22 protein-coding genes are annotated in these 24588 nt (G+C 34.9%); 5 read left to right on the plus strand and 17 right to left on the minus strand.

The window, feature by feature from the left end:
- Window positions 1-830: 830 nt before the first annotated feature.
- The 6 genes from T1L09_RS01595 to recR form a co-directional block, all read right to left on the minus strand.
- Window positions 831-2150 (minus strand): OmpA family protein, encoded by a 1320-nt coding sequence (locus T1L09_RS01595; protein WP_322549190.1) that lies wholly within the window; start codon window positions 2148-2150, stop codon window positions 831-833.
- 240 nt (window positions 2151-2390) lie between these two features.
- Window positions 2391-3782 carry a UDP-glucose 6-dehydrogenase gene (locus T1L09_RS01600; RefSeq protein WP_322549191.1) on the minus strand — a complete coding sequence of 464 codons (1392 nt, stop codon included), beginning with the start codon at window positions 3780-3782 and terminating at the stop codon, window positions 2391-2393.
- A gap of 664 nt (window positions 3783-4446) precedes the next feature.
- A complete protein-coding gene (locus T1L09_RS01605) occupies window positions 4447-5427 on the minus strand; it encodes an SDR family oxidoreductase (RefSeq protein WP_322549192.1) in 981 nt (326 codons plus the stop codon).
- 20 nt (window positions 5428-5447) lie between these two features.
- Window positions 5448-7892 carry a polysaccharide biosynthesis tyrosine autokinase gene (locus T1L09_RS01610; protein WP_322549193.1) on the minus strand — a complete coding sequence of 815 codons (2445 nt, stop codon included), beginning with the start codon at window positions 7890-7892 and terminating at the stop codon, window positions 5448-5450.
- A gap of 6 nt (window positions 7893-7898) precedes the next feature.
- Window positions 7899-8684, minus strand: a complete 786-nt coding sequence (locus T1L09_RS01615; RefSeq protein WP_322549194.1) for a polysaccharide biosynthesis/export family protein — start codon at window positions 8682-8684, stop codon at window positions 7899-7901.
- A 141-nt stretch (window positions 8685-8825) separates the two neighbouring features.
- Window positions 8826-9443 carry a recombination mediator RecR gene (gene recR, locus T1L09_RS01620; protein ID WP_322549195.1) on the minus strand — a complete coding sequence of 206 codons (618 nt, stop codon included), beginning with the start codon at window positions 9441-9443 and terminating at the stop codon, window positions 8826-8828.
- Between the two features lie 76 nt (window positions 9444-9519).
- Here recR and T1L09_RS01625 point away from each other — a divergent pair, with 76 nt between their 5' ends.
- Window positions 9520-10962, plus strand: coding sequence for a sodium:solute symporter (locus tag T1L09_RS01625; protein ID WP_322549196.1), 1443 nt, complete (start codon window positions 9520-9522; stop codon window positions 10960-10962).
- 95 nt (window positions 10963-11057) lie between these two features.
- Here the strand turns inward: T1L09_RS01625 and T1L09_RS01630 are convergent, their stop codons facing one another.
- Complete coding sequence (locus T1L09_RS01630) at window positions 11058-11414, minus strand: CoA-binding protein (RefSeq protein ID WP_322549197.1); 357 nt, start codon at window positions 11412-11414, stop codon at window positions 11058-11060.
- Between the two features lie 102 nt (window positions 11415-11516).
- Between T1L09_RS01630 and T1L09_RS01635 the strand changes: the two genes are divergently transcribed.
- The 3 genes from T1L09_RS01635 to T1L09_RS01645 all read left to right on the plus strand — a co-directional run bounded on the left by T1L09_RS01635 (window position 11517) and on the right by T1L09_RS01645 (window position 14438).
- Window positions 11517-11951: a hypothetical protein gene (locus T1L09_RS01635; protein WP_322549198.1), complete on the plus strand. Its 435-nt coding sequence runs from the start codon at window positions 11517-11519 to the stop codon at window positions 11949-11951.
- Between the two features lie 84 nt (window positions 11952-12035).
- Entirely contained in the window at window positions 12036-12677 is a 642-nt protein-coding gene (locus tag T1L09_RS01640) for a MarC family NAAT transporter (protein WP_322549199.1), read from the plus strand.
- 330 nt (window positions 12678-13007) lie between these two features.
- Window positions 13008-14438 (plus strand): SDR family oxidoreductase, encoded by a 1431-nt coding sequence (locus T1L09_RS01645; protein ID WP_322549200.1) that lies wholly within the window; start codon window positions 13008-13010, stop codon window positions 14436-14438.
- Between the two features lie 62 nt (window positions 14439-14500).
- On the opposite strand, the gene ctlX is transcribed toward T1L09_RS01645, so the two are convergent.
- The 4 genes from ctlX to T1L09_RS01665 form a co-directional block, all read right to left on the minus strand.
- Window positions 14501-15436, minus strand: coding sequence for a citrulline utilization hydrolase CtlX (gene ctlX, locus T1L09_RS01650; RefSeq protein WP_322549201.1), 936 nt, complete (start codon window positions 15434-15436; stop codon window positions 14501-14503).
- Between the two features lie 82 nt (window positions 15437-15518).
- Window positions 15519-15647: a hypothetical protein gene (locus T1L09_RS01655; protein ID WP_422718371.1), complete on the minus strand. Its 129-nt coding sequence runs from the start codon at window positions 15645-15647 to the stop codon at window positions 15519-15521.
- A gap of 29 nt (window positions 15648-15676) precedes the next feature.
- Complete coding sequence (locus T1L09_RS01660) at window positions 15677-15859, minus strand: four helix bundle protein (protein ID WP_322549202.1); 183 nt, start codon at window positions 15857-15859, stop codon at window positions 15677-15679.
- A gap of 117 nt (window positions 15860-15976) precedes the next feature.
- Window positions 15977-16891, minus strand: coding sequence for a dimethylarginine dimethylaminohydrolase family protein (locus tag T1L09_RS01665; RefSeq protein WP_322549203.1), 915 nt, complete (start codon window positions 16889-16891; stop codon window positions 15977-15979).
- Window positions 16892-17048: 157 nt separating this feature from the next.
- Here T1L09_RS01665 and T1L09_RS01670 point away from each other — a divergent pair, with 157 nt between their 5' ends.
- Complete coding sequence (locus T1L09_RS01670) at window positions 17049-17756, plus strand: hypothetical protein (RefSeq protein WP_322549204.1); 708 nt, start codon at window positions 17049-17051, stop codon at window positions 17754-17756.
- Window positions 17757-17822: 66 nt separating this feature from the next.
- Here the strand turns inward: T1L09_RS01670 and T1L09_RS01675 are convergent, their stop codons facing one another.
- The 6 genes from T1L09_RS01675 to T1L09_RS01700 form a co-directional block, all read right to left on the minus strand.
- The gene (locus tag T1L09_RS01675) at window positions 17823-19106 is read right to left on the minus strand and encodes a citrate synthase (RefSeq protein WP_322549205.1); all 1284 of its coding nucleotides are present in this window, start codon (window positions 19104-19106) and stop codon (window positions 17823-17825) included.
- Between the two features lie 529 nt (window positions 19107-19635).
- The gene (locus T1L09_RS01680; protein ID WP_322549206.1) at window positions 19636-20217 is read right to left on the minus strand and encodes a hypothetical protein; all 582 of its coding nucleotides are present in this window, start codon (window positions 20215-20217) and stop codon (window positions 19636-19638) included.
- Between the two features lie 201 nt (window positions 20218-20418).
- A complete protein-coding gene (gene eno / locus T1L09_RS01685; protein ID WP_322549207.1) occupies window positions 20419-21714 on the minus strand; it encodes a phosphopyruvate hydratase in 1296 nt (431 codons plus the stop codon).
- Window positions 21715-21793: 79 nt separating this feature from the next.
- Window positions 21794-22903 (minus strand): glutamine-hydrolyzing carbamoyl-phosphate synthase small subunit, encoded by a 1110-nt coding sequence (carA, locus tag T1L09_RS01690; RefSeq protein WP_322549208.1) that lies wholly within the window; start codon window positions 22901-22903, stop codon window positions 21794-21796.
- Between the two features lie 133 nt (window positions 22904-23036).
- On the minus strand, window positions 23037-23519 hold the full coding sequence (gene rplQ, locus T1L09_RS01695; RefSeq protein WP_322549209.1) for a 50S ribosomal protein L17: 483 nt from the start codon (window positions 23517-23519) through the stop codon (window positions 23037-23039).
- A 61-nt stretch (window positions 23520-23580) separates the two neighbouring features.
- Complete coding sequence (locus T1L09_RS01700; protein ID WP_322549210.1) at window positions 23581-24573, minus strand: DNA-directed RNA polymerase subunit alpha; 993 nt, start codon at window positions 24571-24573, stop codon at window positions 23581-23583.
- Window positions 24574-24588 lie beyond the last annotated feature (15 nt).

A 24588-nucleotide genomic window follows, 5' to 3' on the forward strand; every position in this document is an offset into this window, starting at 1 on the left:
TCTTTGATTAGAAAATCCAGCATGCAAATACAATCGATTATTTTCGTCTAAATAATAATCTTGGAGTGATTTCAAAAAAGTGATGTGTTTGCTCTTTGTTATGGAAGCCCCCTAGCCCCCAAAGGGGGAACTGACAAGATTGTGGAAGTGGTTTGCGTGAGCACTTGCAGGATGACAAGTTTGTGTGCGTAGTTTGCGAACAAACAACCTACAACCCACAACCTACAACCCACAATATACAACCCACAATATACAACCTACAATATACAACCTACAACTTACAACCTACAACTTACAACCTACAACTTATAACCCACAACCTACAACATACAACCTACAACATACAACCCACAACCTACAACCCACAACCCACAACTTACAACAGAAAACAAACAACTGGCAAATGACTCAAGTGGACCGGTTTTGACTGGTTTTGACGGGTTTTGACACGGTTTGAGGGGATATGACTAGTTTACCAACGTTTTTAGGGCATTTCTTCGTAACATGTTCGTAGTTTGTTCGCAACAGCTTCGAAAAAACGCACTTTTTGCGAAGAAACTACGAAGAAAGTAAGTAAATGTTAGGAAGTCCCTTAGCCCGCGAAAGGGGAACGGACAAGATTGTGGCTATGATTTGTGGATGTGCTGTGCGTGGGATCCTTGCAGGATGATAAGTTTGTGTAGCGTCCCCGAAGGAAGCCCTCTGGCCCGCGAAGGGGGAATTGCCGAAGCAATCTGTATTGCTTTTTTTGAAGCTGCTCTTGTCTTAAATAAAAAACCGGTAATGCCAGTGAAGCACTACCGATTTTGATCTATTTTAAAAAATAATTATTACTTAATTAGTTCAAAAGAAACTCTACGTGCTAATTGCAGGCCTGTTTTAGAACTATTGTCCATTGATTTATCTTCTCCTTGTCCCAAGATCTGGATTTGACTCGCTTTGATTTCTGAATTCAACAAATAATTCGAGATATTTTGGGCTCTTCTTTTGGCTAAATCTTTGTTCATTTGTTCATCTCCTGTGGTATCGGCATAACCTGTAATACGCACATTTGCTTCTGGATTATTTTTAAGGAAACTAATAACATAAAACAAATTATTTGCTGAAGCTGTGTTTGGCGTGTCTTTGTTAGTGTCAAAGAAAACATTTACAATCCCTTGCTCTAATAAACTGGCCCCTTCATAAGAACCCCCTTGATCATTGCTATTGAAACTTCTCTTACCATTTCTACCTTCTAACTCATCGGGTACACCGTTTTTGTTTAAGTCAATGGCTCTTCCTTTGGTATCTACTGTTACGCCACCCACCGTGTTAGGTTCTACGTCTAAATAATCTACCACACCATCACGGTCTGTGTCTTGTAGCTTTACTTCGATTTCATCAATTTTCTCCAAAAGTGCGGCTACTTTCAATTCGTTGGGGTCTTGCTTTACTTTCCAGTCCCCATGGATGTTGTCGCTTCCTAGTGCATAAGAAATACCAAAAGATAAGTTGGTATTTTTTCCGTACAGATCATTTGTAGTAGCAACAGTTCCGTCCCAATTCATGTGTTGTCTGTAATTGAAGTATACACTTAAATCTACAAAAAGAGCAAGTTTAGGCGTAATTCTATATTGGGGTGTAATACCCGCTACAAATCCGCCGTGGTACTCAGTATTGTTTAAGTTTTCGTTAGGTACTTGTCCTAAAACAGGAGCCAACATAAAGGCTGTTTTCGAGGTTAAACTCCCCACTTGGAGGCCACCATGCAAAAGTAAACCTACTCTCGTTTCTGGACTAAAATCTAAAATTTTAGCTGCATTTACAACCCCTTGAAGCGACAAATTAAAATGATTTGTTTTGTAAGGCAAACTGCTGTTATCTGCTTCAGTGTATTGGCTGTAAGCCAAATTTCCTTTAATTCCGAATTTAGGCGTAAACATATAGCGCACACCAAAATCAAAACTATTTATAGTAAAATGACTTAAGACGTGTTTCTTATCTCCTGCCGAAAACCCATTGCCATACGGGTAATTTCCATCGCTAAACCCAATCATTCCTTCAACCGTAAATCGGTTGTATGTAGTCAAAGAATCGTTTGCAACGATTGCTTCTTGTGCGCTAGCTTGGCTGATAAACAACGCGCTAGCGAACAAAATAAAATATTTCATAATTGTAAATTTTAAAGGTGCAAAGCTAAGTTTTTATTAACAGTATCGCACACTGATTCGATGATTTAATAGCATTTTAAACCGTAAGCACTTGTAATCAATACTTTAAAGGTACAAAGAGTTTTTTAATTAGGGTACTGCTTTTTTAGTTTTTTCAAATTTGTGGGCACGGAATGCTTTGGTAGAAAAGAATAAAATTCCGAGCTATCGGGTGCCTAAACTCATAACCATATCAAACCTTTAACTTCCTATTGCTTGATATATAAATCCAATTTTCTCTAAGGCTGTTTTATCTAATAAATTTCTACCGTCAAATATGAAAGCAGGTTTTAGCATGTTGGCATATATTTTTTGCCAATCGTAGGTTTTGAACTCATCCCATTCGGTTAAAACAGCTATGGCGTGGGCATTATTGCACGCTTCATACACATCGGTGGCAACATGTAATCCGTTGGCATTTGCTCCTTCAGAACGCGTTGCTAGATAATTTAGATCGGACTGAATTTGGAGTACGCCAACTTTAGGGTCATAGACGCTTATTTCGGCTTGTTCGGCTAATAAATCATCGGCTACATAAATTGCGGCAGATTCGCGGGTATCATTGGTGTCTTTTTTGAAGGCCCAACCCAAAAAGGCAATTTTCTTTCCTGATACCGTATTGTATAAAGTTTTGATGATGTTTTTTGCAAAGCGTCGTTTTTGGTGGTCGTTCATAATAATGACTTGCTCCCAATAATCCGCTACTTCATTTAATCCGTAGGTTTTAGCAATATATACCAAATTTAAAATGTCTTTTTGAAAACAAGAACCACCAAATCCCACAGAGGCTTTTAGGAATTTTGATCCTATTCGGCTGTCTAGACCGATTGCTTTCGCTACTTCGTTGATATCTGCACCTGTTTTTTCACACAACTCACTCAAAGCATTGATGGATGAAACACGCTGCGCTAAAAAAGCATTGGCTGTTAATTTAGACAATTCCGAAGACCATACGTTTGTGGTTAAGATTTTATCTTGCGGTACCCAATTTGCATAAATTGCAACTAATGCCGCAATGGCATTTTGGCCTTCAACGGTGGCATCGCCTCCAATTAAAACGCGATCAGGTGCTAACAAATCTTCCACCGCCGTGCCTTCTGCTAAAAACTCAGGGTTTGAAAGGATTTGGAAATTCACACCATTGCCCGTATGATCTAAAATATCACGAATCGCACTTGCTGTACGAACAGGTAACGTAGATTTCTCTACCACAATTTTATCTGTTTTTGCTACACGTGCAATTTGACGCGCACACAATTCAATGTATTTCAAATCGGCTGCCATCCCTTTGCCTACACCATACGTTTTGGTAGGTGTGTTCACCGATATAAAAATCATCTCGGCTTCATCAATCGCCTTGTCCACTTCCGTAGAAAAGAATAAATTTCGCCCTCTAGCTTCTGCCACCACTTCACTTAAACCAGGCTCATAAATGGGAATGTTATTCACATCTGAATCATTCCAAGCGGCGATTCTCTGTTCGTTCAAATCTACTACAGTAACTTTTATACCCGGGCACTTTTGTGCAATAATCGACATCGTTGGTCCACCTACGTAACCCGCTCCGATGCAACATATATTTTTTATCTTCATAACTTTTTTAATAACAACTTCAATAACAATAACAATAACAATAACAAGTTCAATTTCAATTTCAAAAATCAATACGAATTAAACTATTTCAACACAGATCTAATAAATTTTAAAAATTTAAATACTTTTAAAATACTTTTTGTAAAATAAATACCGTTTGTGAGTAAATTTAAAACATATAAGTCATTTAAGTTTTAAAATCTTTATTAATGACCCAGATCATTTCAATCGCAATTTTCAAAAATCAAATTTAATACGAATTAAACTATTTCAACACAGCTCTAATAAATTTTAAAAATTTAAATACTTTTAAAATACTTTTTGTAAAATAAATACCATTTAGCAAGTCAATTTAAAACATATCAGTCATTTAAGTTTTAAAATTTTTACTAATGACCCAGATCACTTCAATAGCAATTTCAAAAATCAAATTCAATTACAAGCGCAATACGTTTAAAATATTTGCAACACAGATTTTAAACAATTTTTAAAACATATCAGTCATTTAAGTTTCTAAAAACCTAACTAACTCAAAACAATAAATCGCAACACAAGCTACAGCAACCGAAAACAGATAACAGAAAACGAATAACAGATAACCCTCCATACAATCCACATCAATCTGAAACCTCAACACAAGCTACTTCAACCGAAAACAGATAACCTACAACCTCGTTTCCCAATACCACTTTACTGCTTCTTTCAAACCAGCTTTCATTGAAAATTTAGGTGCGTATCCTAACAAATTGGCAGCCTTATCAATACTAGCCAGCGAATGCGGAATATCGCCCACCCTATTTTCACCATAAACAATAGCAACATTAGCTATTGCAGGATCAAATTCAGATAAATATTCTTTCAACCCGTTAATCAATTCATTCAACGTCGTTCTTTCGCCAAAAGCAGTATTGTATACCGTATTAACCGCCTTTGGATTTTGGGTTAGCAACGCCAATTCGTTCATCTGAATCACATTATCGATGTAAGTGAAATCCCTTGAAAAATTACCATCGCCATTAATTACGGGACTTTCGTGCTTTAAGAATTGGGCGACAAACTTCGGAATTACCGCTGCATACGCCCCATTTGGATCTTGATTTCTTCCAAAAACATTGAAATAGCGCAAACCGATGGTTTCAATGCCGTAGGTTTTACTAAACACATCCGCATATAATTCGTTCACATATTTGGTAACAGCATAAGGCGAAAGTGGTTTCCCAATCACCTCTTCAACTTTAGGCAAACTTTCTGAATCGCCATAAGTTGATGAGCTTGCAGCGTATACGAAACGTTGTACATTTGCATTTCTAGCAGCCGTTAGCATATTCAAAAATCCGCCCACATTCACATCGTTAGACGTAATAGGATCATTAATGGAACGCGGCACACTTCCTAAAGCAGCTTGATGCAAGACATAATCGACTCCTGCAACAGCGTTCTCACAAGTTTTAAAATCTCTAATATCGCCTTCAATCAATACAAAATTTGGATTTGCTAGAAATTTTTCAATAGTATGCCGGTGACCTGTAGCAAAATTATCCAAGCAAACTACTTTATTATTTTCTAAAAAATAAGCACACAGATTAGATCCGATAAAGCCAGCACCGCCTGTAATTAGTATCCTTTTATTTTCTAATTTAATCATTACTTATTTTTTTAAAGGTATTATTTTTTCAACTTTTTAATGATTTTTTGCCACCCTTTTACATCGGCTTCCTCATCGTGATACCCTTCACCATAAGCACCATAGCCGTACCCATACCCATAGCCGTATTTTGGTTTGTTTTGATAGCCGTTAAAAACAATACTGATGTTGTGCAATTCCCCTCGTTTGTGTTTTTCATTCACCACGCCTAACATTCCTTTTTTGGTAAAACCCTGTCTGGTAACATATAAAGTAGCATCACAAAAACGCGATAATTCTAAAGCATCTGACACTAGACCCACTGGTGGTGTATCTAAAATGATGTAGTCGTATTTTAATTTTAGTTCTTCAATCAGTTCGGCCATTGCATCGCCCATTAAAAGTTCGGATGGATTGGGCGGAATTGGACCGGAAGAAATCACGTCTAAATAAGGGATGTGTGTTGGTTGAATAATATCATCCACCGTTTTTTGTCCGATTAAATAATTTACAACTCCAGTGATGTTATCGATATTAAAGTCTCCAAAAATCCTAGGTTTTCTTAAATCTAGTCCGACGATTACCGTTTTCTTTTCGCTCAAAGCAAAAACAGTTGCCAAATTAATGGAACAAAATGTTTTTCCTTCTCCACTAACTGAAGACGTAATCATTAGAATTTTTGCCCCTTGCTTTTGTTGTTTTTTATATAAAAACTGAAGTGACGAACGAATCGCTCTAAAAGATTCGGCTAAGGGTGACTTTGGTTTTTCAAAAACCGCTAAATTATTTTCCGTGCTTTTTTTACCCACTACTCCAATTACGGGAATTTTGGTTAATTTTTGAATATCTTCAACACCGTTGATGTTATTGTCTAAAAGTGCAATGATAAATACCAAAATTAGTGGAATTAAAAACCCAAATAACAACGCTAGAATATAATTGACGCTTGTTTTTGGTCCACGTAAACCTCCACCCACATCTTTTGCTCTATCTAAAAAGTTGATGTCTGAAATATTCGATGCTTTTACAATTTCGGCTTCGCTTCGTTTTTCTAAAAAGGTACTATAAATTTTATCTTTTAGGTTATATTTTCTAGTGATTTTGAGGTGTTCCTGTTTTTGTTCCGGCAATAAGCTAGCTTGTCCTTCTGCCAATCTTATGTTTTTATTCACGATTGAAAGATCGATATTTAATGCTGCTTTGGAACTGGCTATGTTTTCAAGCAAGACACTTTTTATTGCTGCCATTTCGCGATCGAAATCTGAAAACATCCCTTTACTCTTAACCGAATAAGCCATCTTTGAGCGCTCAGTAGATAATCCAATTAATTTTGAAACGTTTGAAATAATGTTTGGATCTTCAATTCCGGCTACCGTTGGCGCAGGTAATTTTGAATAATCGGTACTTTTATCTAAGTATGATTTAAGTAAGTTTAAATAGGAAACTTTTCTACCCAGTTCGTCTTTTTCAACATCGTATCCTGATAATTTCTCGGTTAGAACGCCACCACCACCTTCTTCTAATTCAAATATATTTTTCCCTTTTCTAAACTCTTTTAATTCGCCTTCTGCATCTTTGATTTGGTCTTCCATTTGAACCAAAGTACTATCAATGAAGCTGATGGTATTGATAGCAAACAGATTTTTACGATTTAATTCATTCTTGCGCAACATATCGACCGTTACGTTCAAATATTCAACTAATCTCTTCTTATTTGAACCTTCTAATTGCAAGCGTACCACAGAAAGCGCTTTTGCGTCGGCTGAAACATCGATTCCTTTGTAGGCCGCTACTACCTGATTAAAATCGTCAAAACGAATAAAGTATTCTGAATTTTCGTAATTAATTGCATCCGGTTGTAAAAGTAATTTTAGGTTTAGAAAAGGCAAAGCCACACTTTCATTAATCTGATATACTTTTTTAAATGCTTGCTCTCTTACATTGTATTCCGAAACCGATAAATCGGCATAATGCATTAAAGTTGCTGTGCTGGTTTCTTCAAAATCTACGCTTAATTCATATTGCGTAGGACTGATAAATTTGATTTTTATTAGCCTTCCAAATAATTGTCCTTTTGTTTTATCTATTGCAACTACAAAAGGTGTTTCGCCGTATGCATCTTGATAAAAGTACTTGCCTTCTTTAAAATATTGGATGTAATACTGTAATTTATCCACCACAAATTCGTTATGCGAACGCGATTTTAGCGTAGTGATGATTGTTTGTACTTTGTCTGAAGTGCCGCCCCAATTAAAAATTAAACTGGTGTTTGAGGTAAACAACGGATTGTTTTGATCTTCCACTACAATTAGCGACTCCATTCCGAAAACTTTTTCTTTTCTAATATTTACGTTGTATGCAATGGTGAACGCAATAACTAATGACAAGAGAAACCATTTCCAATAGCTGATGATTTTTAAAAGAAACCCTTTAAAATCAAAACTATTTTGTGTTTCAAAAAAATTGAAATCTTTAGTATCTAACATAATATTTTAAAGATTTTTACTTAATAAAATAGCCGTTGTCACTAATGATAAAGCTGAAACAATTGTTGCGACTGTTTGTACGCCTGTTGTCCCTGTTCCCCATGATTTTTGTTTCAAAGGTTTGATCAGGATGTAGTCGTTTGGTTGAATATAGAAATAGGGCGAATTCATGGCTTTTGCATCTGTTAAATCCAATGCGTAGGTTTCAAATCCGTGTGGAAATTTTCTAATAATTTGGACATCTTTGCGATTTCCTGTAAGTGTAATATCTCCAGAATTAGCCACCGCTTCCATAATGGTTACTTTGTCTTGAAACAAAACTTTGGAGCCTGGCGAGCCTATTTCGCCATTGATTGTATACCGTAAGCCCGCTAATTTGACGGTTACAAAAAGATTAGCTTCCTCTTTAAAATATTCATCTAACAGCTGTTTTTCTACTTTACTTCTAATTTCGTCTAACGTGTAGCCCAAAACATTTATTTCGCCCAGCACCGGCACTCTGATATTGCCGTGATCATCTACCGTGAAACCATTAAAATAAAGATCTTGTTGCGAAGTTCCTTGTTCACCATTCTGGGAAGGACTGAACATCGCTACTAATTTCTGATCAAGTGCTTTTATGGCAATTGAAATGATGTCATTGGTTTGCACCCGGTATGGTTTTGAAGCATCTTGTGCAATTTCAATAGCTGTGGTGTTACCCTTTTTGTTTTGAAGATAAATCAAATCCTTGTTCGAAATACAAGACGTAAACAAAGAAGTAAGTAAGGCCAAAAGAATTATTTTTTTCATCGGTTCAATGCCATAAACGTTGGGGTAATTATTTTAGGTAATCCGAAAACCAAAAAGCCCCTCCTATTTTTAGTAAACAAATATAGTTTTTAGAATTAAATTAAAGAAGCTATTCCTATAATTTGATGGAAATTTAGTGGATTATTGCCTCATAGAAGTATCAAATGGAATTCTATTCAACAAACTGCGCCCTAAAGTAACCTCATCTGCATATTCTAATTCGTCGCCCACCGCAATTCCTCTGGCAATAGTTGACGTTTTGATAGCTAAGTGTTTAATTTGTTTGTAGATGTAGAAATTGGTGGTATCCCCCTCCATTGTGGAGCTTAAAGCAAAAATAATTTCAGCAACAATTCCTTCTTTCGCTTTTTCTATTAAAGAAACTATTTTCAGCTGACTTGGTCCGATGCCCTCGATGGGTGAAATTTTTCCACCTAAAACATGATAAACCCCTTTAAACATTCCCGTGTTTTCAAGCGCCATTACATCGCGAACGTCTTCAACAACACAAATAATTGATTTGTCTCGAGAAGGATTAGCGCAAATGCCACAAATTTCAGCATCTGAAATGGTGTGACAGGTTTGACAAAACTGGATGTCTTTGCGCATTGTAGCCAAAGCATTTGTTAAGCCTTCAGTTTGTTCCAAAGGTTGTTTTAACAAGTGCAACACCAAACGCAAAGCGGTTCGTTTACCAATTCCGGGCAAATGCGCCATTTCATTAACGGCATTTTCTACTAATTTTGAAGGCAATTCCATTTGGCAAAATTACAAAACAAAGTGCAAATCTCCATTCATTTATAATTTCTTTTATCTTTGTGACAAACTAAAAACTATGCAACCTTCGTCGATACTTTTACTAATCTTAGGCTATTTCTCGATTTTAATCCTATTTTCTTACTTCACGGGAAGGAAAAACGACAACACCAACGAATCTTTTTTCAAGGCTAACAAACAAGCGCCGTGGTATTTAGTAGCTTTTGGAATGATTGGCGCGTCCCTTTCTGGCGTTACTTTTATATCCGTTCCTGGAAAAGTGGAAGGCTCACAGTTTGTATATTTTCAATTGGTATTGGGTTATATTATTGGCTATTTAGTAATCGGAACGGTGTTGTTACCTTTGTATTATAAGCTTAATTTAACGTCAATTTACAGCTATTTAGGCGATCGTTTTGGGCGCTATTCCTATAAAACAGGTGCCTGGTTTTTTATCATTTCTAGAGCCGTTGGTTCAAATTTACGCTTGCTTTTAGTGGCAGATGTGTTGCAGACTTTGGTTTTTGAACCACTTGGCATTCCCTATTGGTTAACGGTTATGTGTACAATTTTATTGATTTGGGTTTATACTTACAAATCGGGCATCAAAACAATTATTTGGACCGATACCTTGCAGACTTTTTTTATGTTACTATCTGTTGGAATTTGTATTGTGATTGTTTCACAAGATTTAGGTTTGAACATCAATACGATTTCAGGCTTCGTTGCCGATAGTGATTTTTCTAAAACTTTCTTTTTTGATGATGTGAGTTCGCCACAATATTTCTGGAAGCAATTCCTTTCGGGCGCTTTTATTGCCATTGTAATGACGGGATTAGATCAAGATATGATGCAAAAAAACTTGACTTGTAGAAGTTTGAAGGATGCGCAAAAGAATATGTTTTGGTTCACGATTGTTTTAACGGTAGTAAATTTTCTATTCTTAGTTTTAGGTTTATTGTTCACCGAATATGCTTTAAAATATAATATCGACGCACACAAAGATTCACTTTTTCCAATTTTAGCGAACCAACATTTGGGACTTGTGGTGGCTTTTAGTTTTATATTAGGTTTAATTGCTGCTGCCTATTCAAGTGCCGATAGTGCTTTGACCTCCTTGACCACTTCTTTTAGTATTGACATTTTAGAAATTGAAAAGAAATATGATGTGGCGAAACAAGTTATGATTCGAAAAAGAATTCATTTGGGATTTGTTTTCGTTTCAATTTTTATCATTCTCTTATTTAAATATGCTTTTCATGATGCCAGTATTATTGACAAAGTATTGAAGTTTGCTGGATTTACTTATGGTCCGTTGTTGGGATTGTACAGCTTTGGATTGTTTACCAAATGGCAAATTAAAGATAAATTAACGCCTATTGTTGCTGTTTTATCGGTCTTCCTATCCATATTATTAAACCTAAAAAGCGAAACCTGGTTTGGATTCGCCTTTGGATTTGAAATTTTAATTGTCAACGGATTCTTGACGTTTATCGGACTTTTATTAATTCGTCGGAACTAAGTATAGAATCATCTAATTGCTTCACTAAAGCAGAAAGTTTATTTAAACAATCAGATTCCACCGCGTAAATTCGCGAAAGCGTAACATTTATTAGCTTAAAACTGATTGGTTGCCAATAAAACCAACGTACAAGCGACTTCATATTCAATATTATTTTTCTCCAAAATTTTATAAAACTCGGGGTTTTCAGTTCCGGGATTAAAAATTACGCGCCTTGGCTTTAACGACACTATATACTCATAATAGGTTTCTTGTCGTTGCGGATTCAGATAAAGCGTCACCGTATCAATTCCTTGAAAAGCAACTTGTTCTTTTTCGATGGGAATATCAAATGCGATTCCTTCTTTTGCACCAATTGCTACTACTTGATGGCTTTTGTCGACCAAACTGTGAATGGCTTTGTAGGAATAACGCTCTTTATTTGTGGAGGCACCGAGGACTAATGTTTTCATATTTTTATTTTTTACAAGCTAAAGTTACGAATAAATAAACAAATAATAAAGATTTGCTAAATTCTGAAAAGCAACGCAAATTTGGAGTAATTTTAAACAAAAATGCTTTTCAACATTTCCTACAAAGACCCAAAAATAGAACGCCAAATCAATGAATTAGTTGGTTTGCCCTACTCTATAGTAGAACGATTTGCCAAAGGTGGCATTGGTTCTCCCAAATTGTTCATCACCCGATGCAGTCCAGAAATTTATGAATTGTTGCACGTGAATGAATCCGTAAAATTTTGCAACATCGAAATGCGTCCGAATGGCATTATCATTGGATTTCAATCGCGTTTAGAAGTATATGCCTTAGTAATTCCGTATTATAAATTAGTGCTTTTCAAACCTGGAAACACCATTACTTTTCATGTAGATGCCCATTACATTTCGGTAGATTGTTCCAAATACAATGCAAACAGTAAAAAATTCATTGCAAAAATTGAAGAAACAAAATTAAAGCAAACGCCCTATTCTCCTTTAGATGCTTATTTTTAATGTTTTAATAACGCAAAAGCAACTTAGATTTTAAAAAATACAAAAGAAAATAGCTACCTTGCACCCGTTTTCAAAAAATAAAGCATGGAAGTTTTTATCTATTTATTTGCCGCGTTGTTTTCCGTTTTAAACCCAATTGGTACGGTTCCTATTTTCGTAGGATTGACCGAAGGTTATACGAAAGCAGAATTATCGAAAACTTCTTTGTGGACGGCAATTAACGTTTGTATAATTTTATTAATCTCGTTTTTTATTGGCCAATATGTATTGAGCTTTTTTGGCATTACCATCACTGCGCTTAGAATTGCGGGAGGAATTATCATTACCAATTCGGGTTTCGGCTTATTGAATGGTCGGTTTAGCAAAAACAAAGGGATCAACAAAAAAGTAGAAGAAGAAGCCCAAGTTAGAAGTGATATTGCGCTTACACCACTAGCGATGCCTATGCTGGCGGGTCCGGGCTCTATGTCATTGTTGATTGCATATTATCAAGAATTGAAAAGTTCGGATGGCTTTATTTCTACTTACGAAATTGTATCGTCAAGTTTGGCAATTGTTGTGGTGGCGGTTGTGATTTTTATTATTCTTAGAAGTGCTTATTTTTTATCAAAAATACTTGGGAATTCCGGTATTATCGCCATCTCCAGAATTGTAGGATTTCTAACGATTGCTATTGGTATTCAGTATATCATTAGTGCTATTTTGAGTATTGTTAGAGGAATTTAGGAGGTGTGAGGTTTGAAAGTAAGCGGTAAAGTTTTATCTCAAATTTTCACAGCTTAAATTTTAGAACTAACTTCTCCGCATTAAAAACTCTGTCAAAGTTTTAAACTTTGACAGAGTTGCATGAGATTCACGAAGTGGTTGGCTTAGTGTCATTCACGAAATTTCGCGAGTTATTACAAAATTTTCGCCGGAACGCTGCTCTAATTTTTCTTTTTGAAACTATTATTATTGATGTGCTCTTGCTCTTGCTTACTTTAAACAATTCCCAAAATTCATTAATTTTCTGATCGCTATTTCTTTTTTTCTTAACTTTAAGAAAAATTGACAGCAATGCGTATTTTACTTACTGGAGCAAATGGCTATGTTGGCCGGCGATTACTTCCCGAATTAATATCAGAAGGACATGAAGTAATTTGTTGTGTGCGCGATAGAAATCGTCTGGGTTTAGATGAAGCGACTTTAGAAAAAGTAACTTTCTGGGAAGTTGATTTTTTAGATGAAATACGATTAGGAAATTTACCAGAAAAAGTTGATGTTGCTTATTACTTAATTCATTCCATGTCCTCGTCCACTTCTGACTTTGATGTAATGGAAGGTAAATCGGCACATAATTTCAATACCTATATGGCTGCAATTGGGGTAACTCAAGTAATCTATCTAAGCGGAATTGTTAATGATTCGAAACTTTCAAAACATTTGACTTCGCGAAAAAATGTAGAAGATATTCTATTTGAAGGAAATTTTAACACCACGGTACTTCGTGCGGGAATTATAGTAGGATCAGGAAGTTCTTCTTTTGAAATTATTCGGGATTTATGCGAAAAACTGCCTGTAATGATTACGCCAAAATGGGTTTTAACAAAATGCCAGCCAATTGCCATTAGAAATGTAATTCATTACTTAGTTGGTGTACTTCTTAAAGAACCACATTACAACAAATCGTATGATATTGGTGGCCCAAATGTAATCACCTATAAAGAAATGATGCTTTTGTATTCAAAAACGCGAGGCATCAAGTTGTGGATTTTCACTTTACCAGTAATGACTCCGAAGCTTTCGTCTTATTGGTTGTATTTTGTGACTTCCACTTCTTATAAATTAGCAGTAAATCTTGTAGATAGTATGAAAATGGAAGTCGTTTGTAAGAACAATGACCTTCAAAAAGCATTAGGAATTGTGCCCATAACATATGTGGATGCTATTAAACAGGCTTTTTTAAAAATCGAACAAAATTTAGTGGTTTCTAGTTGGAAGGACAGTTTAGTTAGTAGTGAATTTCAACCAAATTTTTCCGAATTTATTCAAATTCCTACTTATGGTTGTTTGAAGGATCACAAAACAAAACCTGTTATTAATCTTGAAAAAACTTTGGATAATATTTTTTCTATTGGTGGCGCTAGAGGTTGGTATTATGGCAGTTGGATGTGGAAAATTCGTGGTGCGATGGACAAACTATTTGGCGGTGTTGGTTTAAGAAGAGGAAGAACGCATCCAACGGAATTAGACAATGGTGATGCGCTTGATTTTTGGCGTGTTTTAGTTGCGAATAGAGCAGAAAAAAGATTGCTTCTGTATGCCGAAATGCGTTTACCCGGTGAAGCTTGGCTAGAATTTAGAATCGATGAAGAAAACAATTTGCATCAAATTGCGACTTTTAGACCTACCGGACTTTTAGGAAGGCTTTATTGGTATAGCTTAGTTCCATTTCATTTCTTTATTTTTGGAGGAATGATTAGAAATATCGTAAAAGAGAAAGTTTAAAACATAAAAAAACCAAATCCCAGTAAATTGGCATTTGGTTTTTTACTTTTTTATCGTGTGGGTTATTCTTGCGGTAAGAAAATTTCTGCCATCATGCAACGTGCACTTCCACCACCACAAGCTTCAATCGTATCTAAACTTGAGCTTACAATTGTTACGTGTTCTTCTAATTGTGCGATTTGCTTTTTTGTTAAACTTTGGTGAGCCGAAGCACTCATAATTAAATATCTTCTGTCGTCTGTTCCTTTTATTTCTAACATATTTCCAGCGAAGTTGTTCACTTGGTCTTCTGTAATTAGAATTACCTCTTTTTCATCGCCTTTTAGACTATCTAAAACCATTTTACGTTCTTTCTTATCGTCGATACAATCGGCGCAAATTACTGCAAATGTTTCCCCAACGCACATAATTACATTGGTGTGATAAATCAACTTGCGTTCGCCATTGACGTTTTGAAATGCTTCAAAAATTACGGGTGTAAATTCGAAATCTTCGCAAAATTCGATAAACAGTTCCTCATCTGCTCTTGGTGATAAAGCGCAGTAGGCTTTTGCATTGGCTCTATCTAAAACGATACTTCCAGTTCCTTCTAGATAAAATTCATCTTCTTCAGCAGAAGTATAATCCATGATTTCATTGATCTGAAATCCTTTTTCTTCTATAACGTCTAAAATATCTTCTCTACGTTCTAAACGGCGGTTTTCGGCAAACATCGGATATAAAACTACATCGCCATTTTCGTGGAAGGAAATCCAGTTGTTTGGAAAAATACTATCTGGCGTATCTGGACTTAGTGTATCTTCGATAACCACTACGTTTGCTCCAATCATCTTTAGCTTTTGTACAAACGTATCAAATTCTTCTTGCGCTTTTTGATTTACGGTCTCGGGAGATAAATTGTCTACTACTTTTTGGTAATAGTTGTTTACTGCTGTTTGTTCGTTCATACGGAATGCCACCGGACGAATCATTAATAGGGAGTTTGTGGTTTGGTTCATGGTTTTATTTGTTATCGGTTCTATGTTGTAGGTTGCAGGTTGTAAGTTGTAGGTTGTAAGTTGTAGGTTTGATTTACGTTTTTCAGTTTTCTTCAACGTATTTTATAAAATTAAAAACTTTAGCACTTAATTCGTTGTAGCTATCCACCAAATGTTGATCATCCGAAAAGACATCAGGATAAAGTTTATTTATTTTTTCAATATGAAACACAGTCTCTAAACAACTCGCATAGGAATAGGTTAGAAACTTAATAAAGTCGGCTTTATACCTTTTCTTCCATAACCTTCAACGATATTTGAATTAACTGAATCTGATGATCTTCTAACTTGACTTCCTAATTCATAAAGTTCATACTTTGGTAATTTCAACGATTTTTGGTGAACTATATAAAATAATTCCAATCCTAAATTATATACATCCAAATCTTTATAACTTTTCATAATATCACTATTTAAATTTTATGCTTGTAATTACCTACAAGTTAAAGTTAATACTTTTACACCATCTGCTTCAACTTAGAACCTACAACTTACAACTTTCTAGTCTCTTATCAACGGCAAAGTTGAGCATCTTAATAATCCTTCTTGTTTGGCGATTTCGGCGTATGGAATTTCTTCTACAGTGAAACCATTGGCTCTTAACCACGTATTTAGTCTTGTGAAATTCTTTTCGGATACAATTACATCGGGTGCAATTGAAAATATGTTGGAATTCATATGATACATTTCTTCGCGTTCGATATGAAATAGATTTTCTTTACCGAATAAATTTACTAAAAACATATAATCGGCTTCTTCACGAAAACCACTTTTGTAGATTATCCCTTTATTTGTACCGATCGGCTGAAAACAACAATCTAAATGCAAAGCATTATCTCGTGGTTCGATTTTCGATTTGACCAAATCAAATGCTTTCACTATTTTATTTGGAAATAAGTCTTTGATAAATTGAACACCTTGCATATTTGTTCTTGCTGTGATATAATCTTTATAATCAGAGCCTTTATAGGTTCCGATAAAAATATAATCGTTCCAAAGCATTACGTCGCCACCTTCAATGTGAACTTCCTCTGGAGGACGCACCACTTTTGTAGGATCCATTTGATCAATTATGTATTGGATTGCATCTAATTCGCGTTCGCGATCTGGTAAAATATTAGCTTTAATAAAGATATCATCGATTACAAATCCGATATCTCTTGAAAATATTTGATTGTAGTTTTCAATAATTTGAGGACGGAATACTTCTACGTCATATTTTTCAAATACTTTTTTAAAAGCTTCCATTTCTTTAATCATATCTGCTTCTACAGGATAGGTTCCTGCTTCAATATGTTGTAAAGATTTAGGATCATAAGCCTCTTCAATTGTGGGTGTCGGACCATTATTTTCTGCTGTTCCTAACACCACTGCCCTTAGGCGTGACGATTCGTTTTTTACATTTAATTGCAACATAACATTAGTTTTTATTGGCCTTATTTGGTTTTGGCATACTTGCAAATATAAGAAAATGAAATGAGATTAAAAATCAATACGGTCTCATTATTATATGTTTTAAGTCATTAATTTCCAATAATTTATTATATTTGATAAAACTTAAAAACTAATTATTATGGGAATAGGAAAATTTTTTAACTCACTTTTTGGAAAAGCAAAAGAAACTGCCGAAGACACTAAAGAAAACTTGCACGATGCAGCAGAAACTGCTAAAGAAAAAATTAAGGAAGCTGCTTCTGAAGCTAAAGAAGTTATAGAAAAAGTTGGTGACGCCGCTTCTAAAAAATTAGATGAAATGGGCGTTTCTGAAAAAGCGGCGGATTTTATGGCAGATGCGAAAGAAAAAGTAGACGAAGCTGCGAAATGGGCCGAAGAAAAAGCACATCAAGCAAAAGATGCGATGGAAGATTTAGCCGACAAAGCTGAAGAAAAAATGCATCAGGCTAAAGATTCTTTTAAAAACACTGCAGAAAAAACAGAAGAAAAAGCGGAGCTAGCTAAAGAGAAAGTAGCTGATATAAAAGAAAAAGTAGAAGAAAAAAAGGAAGAAGCAAAAGAAGCGATAGCTGACGTTAAAGATAAAGTAACCGAAGAAATTTCAGATCTTAAAGTAGCGGCTGCTGAAGTAAAGGACAAAATAGATGAAAAAGTGGAAGAAGCGAAAGAATCTATGGTTGAAGTAAAAGAAAAAGCCAAAGAAGAAGCACACGATGCTAAAGAAGCCGCTCATGATTTACTAGAAAAAGTCGAAAACAAAGCAGCAGAAACACAAAACAATATTGAAGAAAAAATAGAAAAAGCAAAAGACGAAATGGCCGACTAATTTTGAAATCCATTTTAAACAAAAAATCCCACTAATACTAGTGGGATTTTTTATATAATTAAGAGACTATCTATCTTTTACTTCTTTGAATGGACGTAATGTGTAGCCTGTGTAAACTTGTCTTGGACGACCAATTGGCTCCTTATTGATTCTCATTTCTTTCCACTGCGCAATCCAACCTGGTAAACGACCTACTGCAAATAAAACAGTAAACATTTCCACTGGAATTCCCATTGCACGGTAAATGATACCTGAATAGAAATCTACATTCGGATATAAGTTTCTAGATTTGAAATAATCATCTTCCAACGCTACTTTTTCTAATTTTTTAGCGATTTCTAATAATGGATCATCCACTCCTAGCGTTACTAAAACATCATCTGCTGCTTTTTTAATAATTGTAGCTCTTGGATCGAAATTTTTATAAACTCTATGACCGAATCCCATCAAACGGAACGAATCATCTTTATCTTTTGCTTTAAGAACGTATTTGTCAACATCGCCACCGTTATCGTGGATTTCTTGCAACATTTCTAAAACAGCTTGATTTGCTCCACCATGTAAAGGCCCCCAAAGTGCAGAAACACCAGCTGAGATAGAAGCAAACAATCCTGCGTGCGAAGAACCAACAATTCTAACTGTTGACGTAGAACAGTTTTGTTCGTGGTCCGCATGTAAAATGAATAATTTATCTAATGCATCAATAACCTTTAAGTCTGGCTTGTAAGGTCCGTTTGGTAATTCGAACATTAAACGCATAAAATTTTCTACGTATCCTTTGCTGTTATCATAATGATTTAAAGGATATCCCATTTTTTTTCTGTATGTCCAAGTTGCAATAACAAGGAATTTAGCCATTGTTTTGCACACGGCATCATACATTTCTTTTTCATTGTTTGGATTAACTGATTTTGGATTAAAAGCAGTCAAAGCACTAGTTAACGAAGCTAAGACACCCATTGGATGTGCTGTTCTCGGAAAACCATCAATGATACTTTTCATTTCTTCACTTACCAATGTATGTTTTCTAATATCGTTTTCAAATTTTTCTAACTGAGCTGCTGTTGGCAATTCACCGAAAATCAATAAAAATGATACTTCCAGAAAATTAGCTTTGTCCGCCAATTCCTCGATTGAGTAACCTCTGTAACGCAAAATTCCTTCTTCACCATCTAAAAAAGTAATCTCACTTGTACACGATCCCGAATTTTTATAACCAGGATCGATAGTAATAGCACCTGAAGCGCTGCGTAACTTATCGATATCGATAGCAACTTCATTCTCAGTTCCCACTATTACAGGAAACTCATACTTTTTGCCATCCAGCTCTAATATTGCAGTTTTTGACATATTATTATAATGTATTTTTTGATAAATATTTCTGTATGTTGCGAATTTAACAAATAATCCCCAAACTATAAAGGATTTTACTATAATTTATGGTTAAATAATATACATCAAAAAAGGATATTAATTTTAAGCTACTTTCCCTTTCATTCTTTAAAATCAACCCCTTAAGATAATACTTAGGCATTTTCTCTGTTTCCATTCAAAAAAATGTACAGTTTTTCTACCCTACAGCGAGCTAATGCAAAGTTTTTAATGCGATTTGTTGGTGATTAATTCACGTTTCTAAAAATCTTGAGGCCTCCACTGGAAAGAGACAGCGTTCATTTGAATGATTTTGCGATCGTACGACAGCAACTAGTTTTGATGTATTAAATTCCAACAAGTACAAAATTATTGAAAGAATAAAAATTCACCAGCATTTCACCACTGTGGCTAGCAATTTACTTAGTGTAGATTCTGAGACAAAAAAACCTTTAGGATTTAAAATTCTAAAGGTTTTTTTATTTTATTTTAAAAAGTAAACTTTAAACTATGGACTTACAAGATCGCTTGTTATGTTAATAACAACAGGAACTGTTCCAATTACTTCAAAATTAGAATTATATTTTCTGAAATTTCCGTTATACTGAATAGTAAAATTATTGTTTCCATTATTAGTTACGGTTACCGTACCAATAGGGTTATTTGCATTAATTAGTAAAGTACCACCTCCCTGATTAACGGCACATAAAGAAGTCCAACCTAAACAAAGTTTTTCGTCAGTAAGTAGTTGGTCATAAAAATCAGGCGAATAATCATTTAGCGTTTCAGCAATACTATAAGTTCCTTCAACAGGTAATCCATCTTTATAAAATAAGTCAAAAGCAACAGAAGCGACAGTTGTACCATTAACACCAACTAAACTGACAGTAGATCGATCAAAAGATTGACCTTGTTCTGTGTAAACATTGTCCATTTTTAGCTCAACTAATCCGTTGCTAGGTAATACTTCATACGACTGACCGTCTACTTGAAATTGATTTGACGCAGCTGAATCATCACTTGACGAACAAGAAGTAAGCGATAAACTTCCTACTAAAAATAGCGCAATAATTTTAAAATAATTTTTCATAAGTATTTAAATGTTTGTTAATTAAATATTTAGCAATCTTCAACTTGTAAGAATAGCTATCTGATGCAATGATAACATTCTTAATTCATTTCTAGTAGAAAAAAATAAAAAATTTAATACTTCTATCTTTTTTAACATAGACCTCTTGACGATATTCTAAAAATCGTAAATTATCAACAAAAGTGCTTATCCTAAAAAATACTATTTCTTCACTTTAAATGCATTTGCACCAGGAAAATAAGCTACATCGCCTAATTCTTCTTCAATTCGCAACAATTGATTGTATTTTGCCATACGATCCGAACGCGAAGCCGAACCCGTTTTGATTTGACCACAATTTAAAGCAACAGCTAAATCAGCAATTGTATAATCTTCAGTTTCTCCTGAACGGTGCGACATTACAGAGGTATAACCTGCATTGTGCGCCATATTAACTGCCGCAATTGTTTCGGTTAAAGTTCCTATTTGATTTACTTTAATTAAGATAGAGTTCGCCGTATTTTGGCTAATTCCTTTCGACAATCGTTCTACATTTGTTACGAATAAATCGTCACCCACTAATTGCACTTTATTTCCGATTTTTTCGGTAAGCAACTTCCAACCTTCCCAATCGTTTTCATCCATTCCATCTTCTATAGAAATAATTGGATATTTTTCAGCTAATTCAGCTAAATAAGAGGCTTGTTCTTCGGAAGTTCTAACTTTTCCTGTTTCGCCTTCGAATTTAGAATAATCGTATTTCCCATTTACATAAAATTCGGCCGCAGCGCAATCTAGAGCAATCATAATATCTTCTCCAAATTTATAACCTGCATTGGTTACCGCTAATTTAATAGATTCTATTGCGTCTTCTGTTCCACCAGCTAAATTGGGTGCAAAACCACCTTCGTCACCCACAGAAGTTGATAAATTTCTATCGTGTAATACTTTCTTTAAGTGTTGGAAAATCTCGGTACCCATTTGAAGCGCATGCGCGAAGTTTTTTGCTTTTACCGGCATAATCATAAACTCTTGGAACGCAATTGGAGCATCGGAATGCGAACCACCATTAATGATATTCATCATTGGAACCGGCAATGTATTTGCAGAAACGCCGCCAATGTAACGATATAAAGGCATTCCTAACTCATTCGCCGCAGCTTTAGCTACTGCTAAAGAAACGCCCAAAATAGCATTGGCACCCAGGTTTGATTTGTTTGGCGTTCCATCTAATTCAATCATCATTGCATCGATTAAATTTTGTTCAAAAACAGACATTCCAACAATAATTTCAGCAATTTTTGTATTTACATTTTCAATTGCTTTTGAAACACCTTTACCCAAATATGCTTTTCCGCCATCGCGAAGTTCAACTGCTTCATGTTCTCCTGTTGAAGCGCCACTTGGCACAGCAGCTCTTCCTAAAATTCCATTATCGGTAATTACATCGACTTCAACTGTAGGGTTTCCACGTGAATCGAAGATTTGTCTTGCGTGAATTTTAATAATTATACTCATTATATATCTTTTTAAGTTACTATTTTAAAATAGCAAATAATTAAAATTGGTTTTAAAGTCTCAAAAAAATCAACTAAATTTAGTTTTTTGATGATTGGATATTAATAATAAATTGGTCAAACAAATAACTAGAATCGTGCGGACCAGGACTTGCTTCTGGATGATATTGTACTGAAAAACAGTTTTTAGATTTCATACGCATTCCAGCAACAGTTCCGTCATTAAGGTGCAAGTGCGTAATTTCAAAATCTGGATGATTTTCTAAATCTTCTTTTACAACTGCAAATCCGTGGTTTTGTGAAGTGATTTCTCCTTTACCTGTAAGCACGTTTTTTACGGGATGATTAATTCCTCTGTGTCCATTAAACATTTTATAAGTTGGGATTCCAGTAGCCAAACCGATAATTTGGTGTCCTAAGCAAATCCCAAATAAAGGTTCATTTGCACTTAAAATTTGTCGTGCTACTTCTTGCGCAGTTTCCAACGGATCGGGATCACCAGGACCATTAGATAAGAAATAACCATCTGGATTAAAAGCTTTTAACTCTTCAAATGATGCGTTGTACGGAAATACCTTAATGTAGCAATCTCTTGCCGCTAAATTTTTAAGAATTGTAGTCTTTATTCCTAAATCTAAAGCTGCTATTTTATATTTAGCAGTTTCCTTTCCAAAAAAGTATGGTTGTTTTGTTGATACTTTGGACGCCAATTCCAATCCATTCATATCAGGAGTAAGTGCTAATTTTTGTTTTAATTCTTCAATTGGTGTTCCATCGGTGCAGATGACAGCATTCATAGCACCATTATCTCTAATGTAACTGACTAGCGCACGCGTATCCACGTCAGAAATTACAATTAAATTTTGCTTTTGAAAATAGTCGTACAAACTTCCGGCAGCATCCACTCTTGAGTAATTGAAGCTAAAATTTTTGCAAACTAAGCCAGAAATCTTAATTGAATCCGAATCAACTTCTCTGTCGTTGACCCCATAATTACCGATATGTGCATTAGTAGTTACCATAATTTGACCAAAATAAGAAGGATCCGTAAACACTTCTTGATATCCTGTAGTTCCGGTATTAAAAGCTACTTCACCATAAGTACTACCTTCAATTCCAATGGATTTTCCGTGAAAAATAGTTCCGTCTTTAAGGAGTAAAACGGCTTTAGAACGATTGTTATATTTCATTGTCTTGTGTTGTTGTGGGTGCAAATTTAGCTATAAAAGTTGTATTCATAAAATGTTTAATTCATAAAACAAAAAAAAAGGATAAACTTAAAAAAGTTTATCCTTGATTTATATTATATGAAAGCTACAATCATTATTCAGTAGCTTCAGTAGTCGCAGAAGCATCAGCAGCAGGAGCGTCGTTAGCATCATCTGCTTTCTTAGCTTTACCACGACGAGTCGTTTTCTTAACTTCTTTTTTACCACCGTTGTACAAAGTATTGAAATCTACTAATTCAATCATTGCCATATCAGCGTTATCTCCTAAACGGTTACCTAACTTGATAATACGTGTGTATCCACCAGGACGGTCTCCAACTTTAGCAGCTACTTCTCTGAAAAGCTCAGTAACAGCATATTTGTCTCTCAAATAAGCGAAACAAATACGACGATTGTGCGTAGTATCTTCTTTTGATTTTGTAACTAATGGTTCTACAAATTGTTTTAGTGCTTTAGCTTTTGCTACTGTAGTATTAATACGTTTATGTTCGATCAAAGAACAAGCCATATTAGCTAACATAGCTTTTCTATGTCCTCTTTGTCTACTTAAATGATTGAATTTTTTTCCGTGTCTCATGACGTGTTTTGTTTATCTTCATCTTGCATCAATCCTTTACGGAGCGCAAAATATGAAGCAATTATTCTTTATCTAGCTTATATTTAGTTAAATCCATACCGAAAGTAAGGTTTTTATTTGCCACTAACTCATCTAATTCAGTTAATGATTTTTTACCAAAATTACGGAACTTCATTAAATCATTCTTATTGAAAGATACTAAATCACCTAACGTATCAACTTCAGCTGCTTTTAAACAATTTAATGCTCTCACAGATAAGTCCATATCAACTAATTTAGTTTTCAACAACTGTCTCATGTGAAGCGATTCTTCATCATAAGATTCAGTTTGAGCAATTTCATCTGCCTCAAGAGTGATTCTTTCGTCAGAGAACAACATAAAGTGGTGAATTAACGTCTTAGCTGCTTCAGTTAATGCATCTTTAGGATGGATAGAACCATCTGTAATGATTTCAAAAACTAATTTTTCGTAATCTGTTTTTTGTTCCACACGGAAATTCTCAATTGTATATTTAACATTCTTTACAGGTGTGTAAATAGAATCTGTAAATATAGTTCCAATTGGAGCATTTGATTTTTTGTTCTCTTCAGCAGGAACATAACCTCTACCTTTTTCGATAGAAAGTTCCATATTAATGGTAGTCTTGCTGTCTAAATTACAGATAACTAAATCTGGATTTAAGACTTGAAAACCAGAGATGAATTTTTGAAAATCACCTGCAGTAATCTTATCCTTACCTGAAAGTGCGATAGAAACAGATTCATTATCGATATCCTCAATTTGACGTTTGAAACGTACTTGTTTTAGATTTAAGATAATTTCTGTTACATCTTCAACAACACCAGCGATGGTAGAGAACTCATGTTCTACACCTTCAATTCTTACTGACGTAATTGCGTATCCTTCAAGTGAAGAAAGTAAAACTCTTCTAAGTGCATTACCAACAGTCAATCCGTAACCAGGTTCTAAAGGTCTAAATTCAAATTTACCTTCAAAATCGGTTGAATCGATCATGATAACTTTATCGGGCTTTTGAAAATTAAATATTGCCATACTTTCGACTAAAGT

Source organism: Flavobacterium psychraquaticum (assembly GCF_034497725.1).
Taxonomy (GTDB): Bacteria; Bacteroidota; Bacteroidia; order Flavobacteriales; family Flavobacteriaceae; genus Flavobacterium; species Flavobacterium psychraquaticum.

What these genes read in the sequence shown, in the direction of transcription:
- T1L09_RS01630 (WP_322549197.1), bottom strand. Translation starts at nt 11,414, where the DNA reads ATGAAAACATTAGTCCTCGGTGCCTCCACAAATAAAGAGCGTTATTCC.
- rplQ (WP_322549209.1), bottom strand. Translation starts at nt 23,519, where the DNA reads ATGAGACACGGAAAAAAATTCAATCATTTAAGTAGACAAAGAGGACAT.
- T1L09_RS01615 (WP_322549194.1), bottom strand. Translation starts at nt 8,684, where the DNA reads ATGAAAAAAATAATTCTTTTGGCCTTACTTACTTCTTTGTTTACGTCT.
- T1L09_RS01625 (WP_322549196.1), top strand. Translation starts at nt 9,520, where the DNA reads ATGCAACCTTCGTCGATACTTTTACTAATCTTAGGCTATTTCTCGATT.
- T1L09_RS01700 (WP_322549210.1), bottom strand. Translation starts at nt 24,573, where the DNA reads ATGGCAATATTTAATTTTCAAAAGCCCGATAAAGTTATCATGATCGAT.
- T1L09_RS01595 (WP_322549190.1), bottom strand. Translation starts at nt 2,150, where the DNA reads ATGAAATATTTTATTTTGTTCGCTAGCGCGTTGTTTATCAGCCAAGCT.
- T1L09_RS01645 (WP_322549200.1), top strand. Translation starts at nt 13,008, where the DNA reads ATGCGTATTTTACTTACTGGAGCAAATGGCTATGTTGGCCGGCGATTA.
- T1L09_RS01665 (WP_322549203.1), bottom strand. Translation starts at nt 16,891, where the DNA reads ATGTTGCAATTAAATGTAAAAAACGAATCGTCACGCCTAAGGGCAGTG.
- ctlX (WP_322549201.1), bottom strand. Translation starts at nt 15,436, where the DNA reads ATGAACCAAACCACAAACTCCCTATTAATGATTCGTCCGGTGGCATTC.
- T1L09_RS01610 (WP_322549193.1), bottom strand. Translation starts at nt 7,892, where the DNA reads ATGTTAGATACTAAAGATTTCAATTTTTTTGAAACACAAAATAGTTTT.
- T1L09_RS01635 (WP_322549198.1), top strand. Translation starts at nt 11,517, where the DNA reads ATGCTTTTCAACATTTCCTACAAAGACCCAAAAATAGAACGCCAAATC.
- eno (WP_322549207.1), bottom strand. Translation starts at nt 21,714, where the DNA reads ATGAGTATAATTATTAAAATTCACGCAAGACAAATCTTCGATTCACGT.
- T1L09_RS01640 (WP_322549199.1), top strand. Translation starts at nt 12,036, where the DNA reads ATGGAAGTTTTTATCTATTTATTTGCCGCGTTGTTTTCCGTTTTAAAC.
- T1L09_RS01675 (WP_322549205.1), bottom strand. Translation starts at nt 19,106, where the DNA reads ATGTCAAAAACTGCAATATTAGAGCTGGATGGCAAAAAGTATGAGTTT.
- T1L09_RS01680 (WP_322549206.1), bottom strand. Translation starts at nt 20,217, where the DNA reads ATGAAAAATTATTTTAAAATTATTGCGCTATTTTTAGTAGGAAGTTTA.
- carA (WP_322549208.1), bottom strand. Translation starts at nt 22,903, where the DNA reads ATGAAATATAACAATCGTTCTAAAGCCGTTTTACTCCTTAAAGACGGA.
- T1L09_RS01600 (WP_322549191.1), bottom strand. Translation starts at nt 3,782, where the DNA reads ATGAAGATAAAAAATATATGTTGCATCGGAGCGGGTTACGTAGGTGGA.
- T1L09_RS01670 (WP_322549204.1), top strand. Translation starts at nt 17,049, where the DNA reads ATGGGAATAGGAAAATTTTTTAACTCACTTTTTGGAAAAGCAAAAGAA.
- recR (WP_322549195.1), bottom strand. Translation starts at nt 9,443, where the DNA reads ATGGAATTGCCTTCAAAATTAGTAGAAAATGCCGTTAATGAAATGGCG.
- T1L09_RS01605 (WP_322549192.1), bottom strand. Translation starts at nt 5,427, where the DNA reads ATGATTAAATTAGAAAATAAAAGGATACTAATTACAGGCGGTGCTGGC.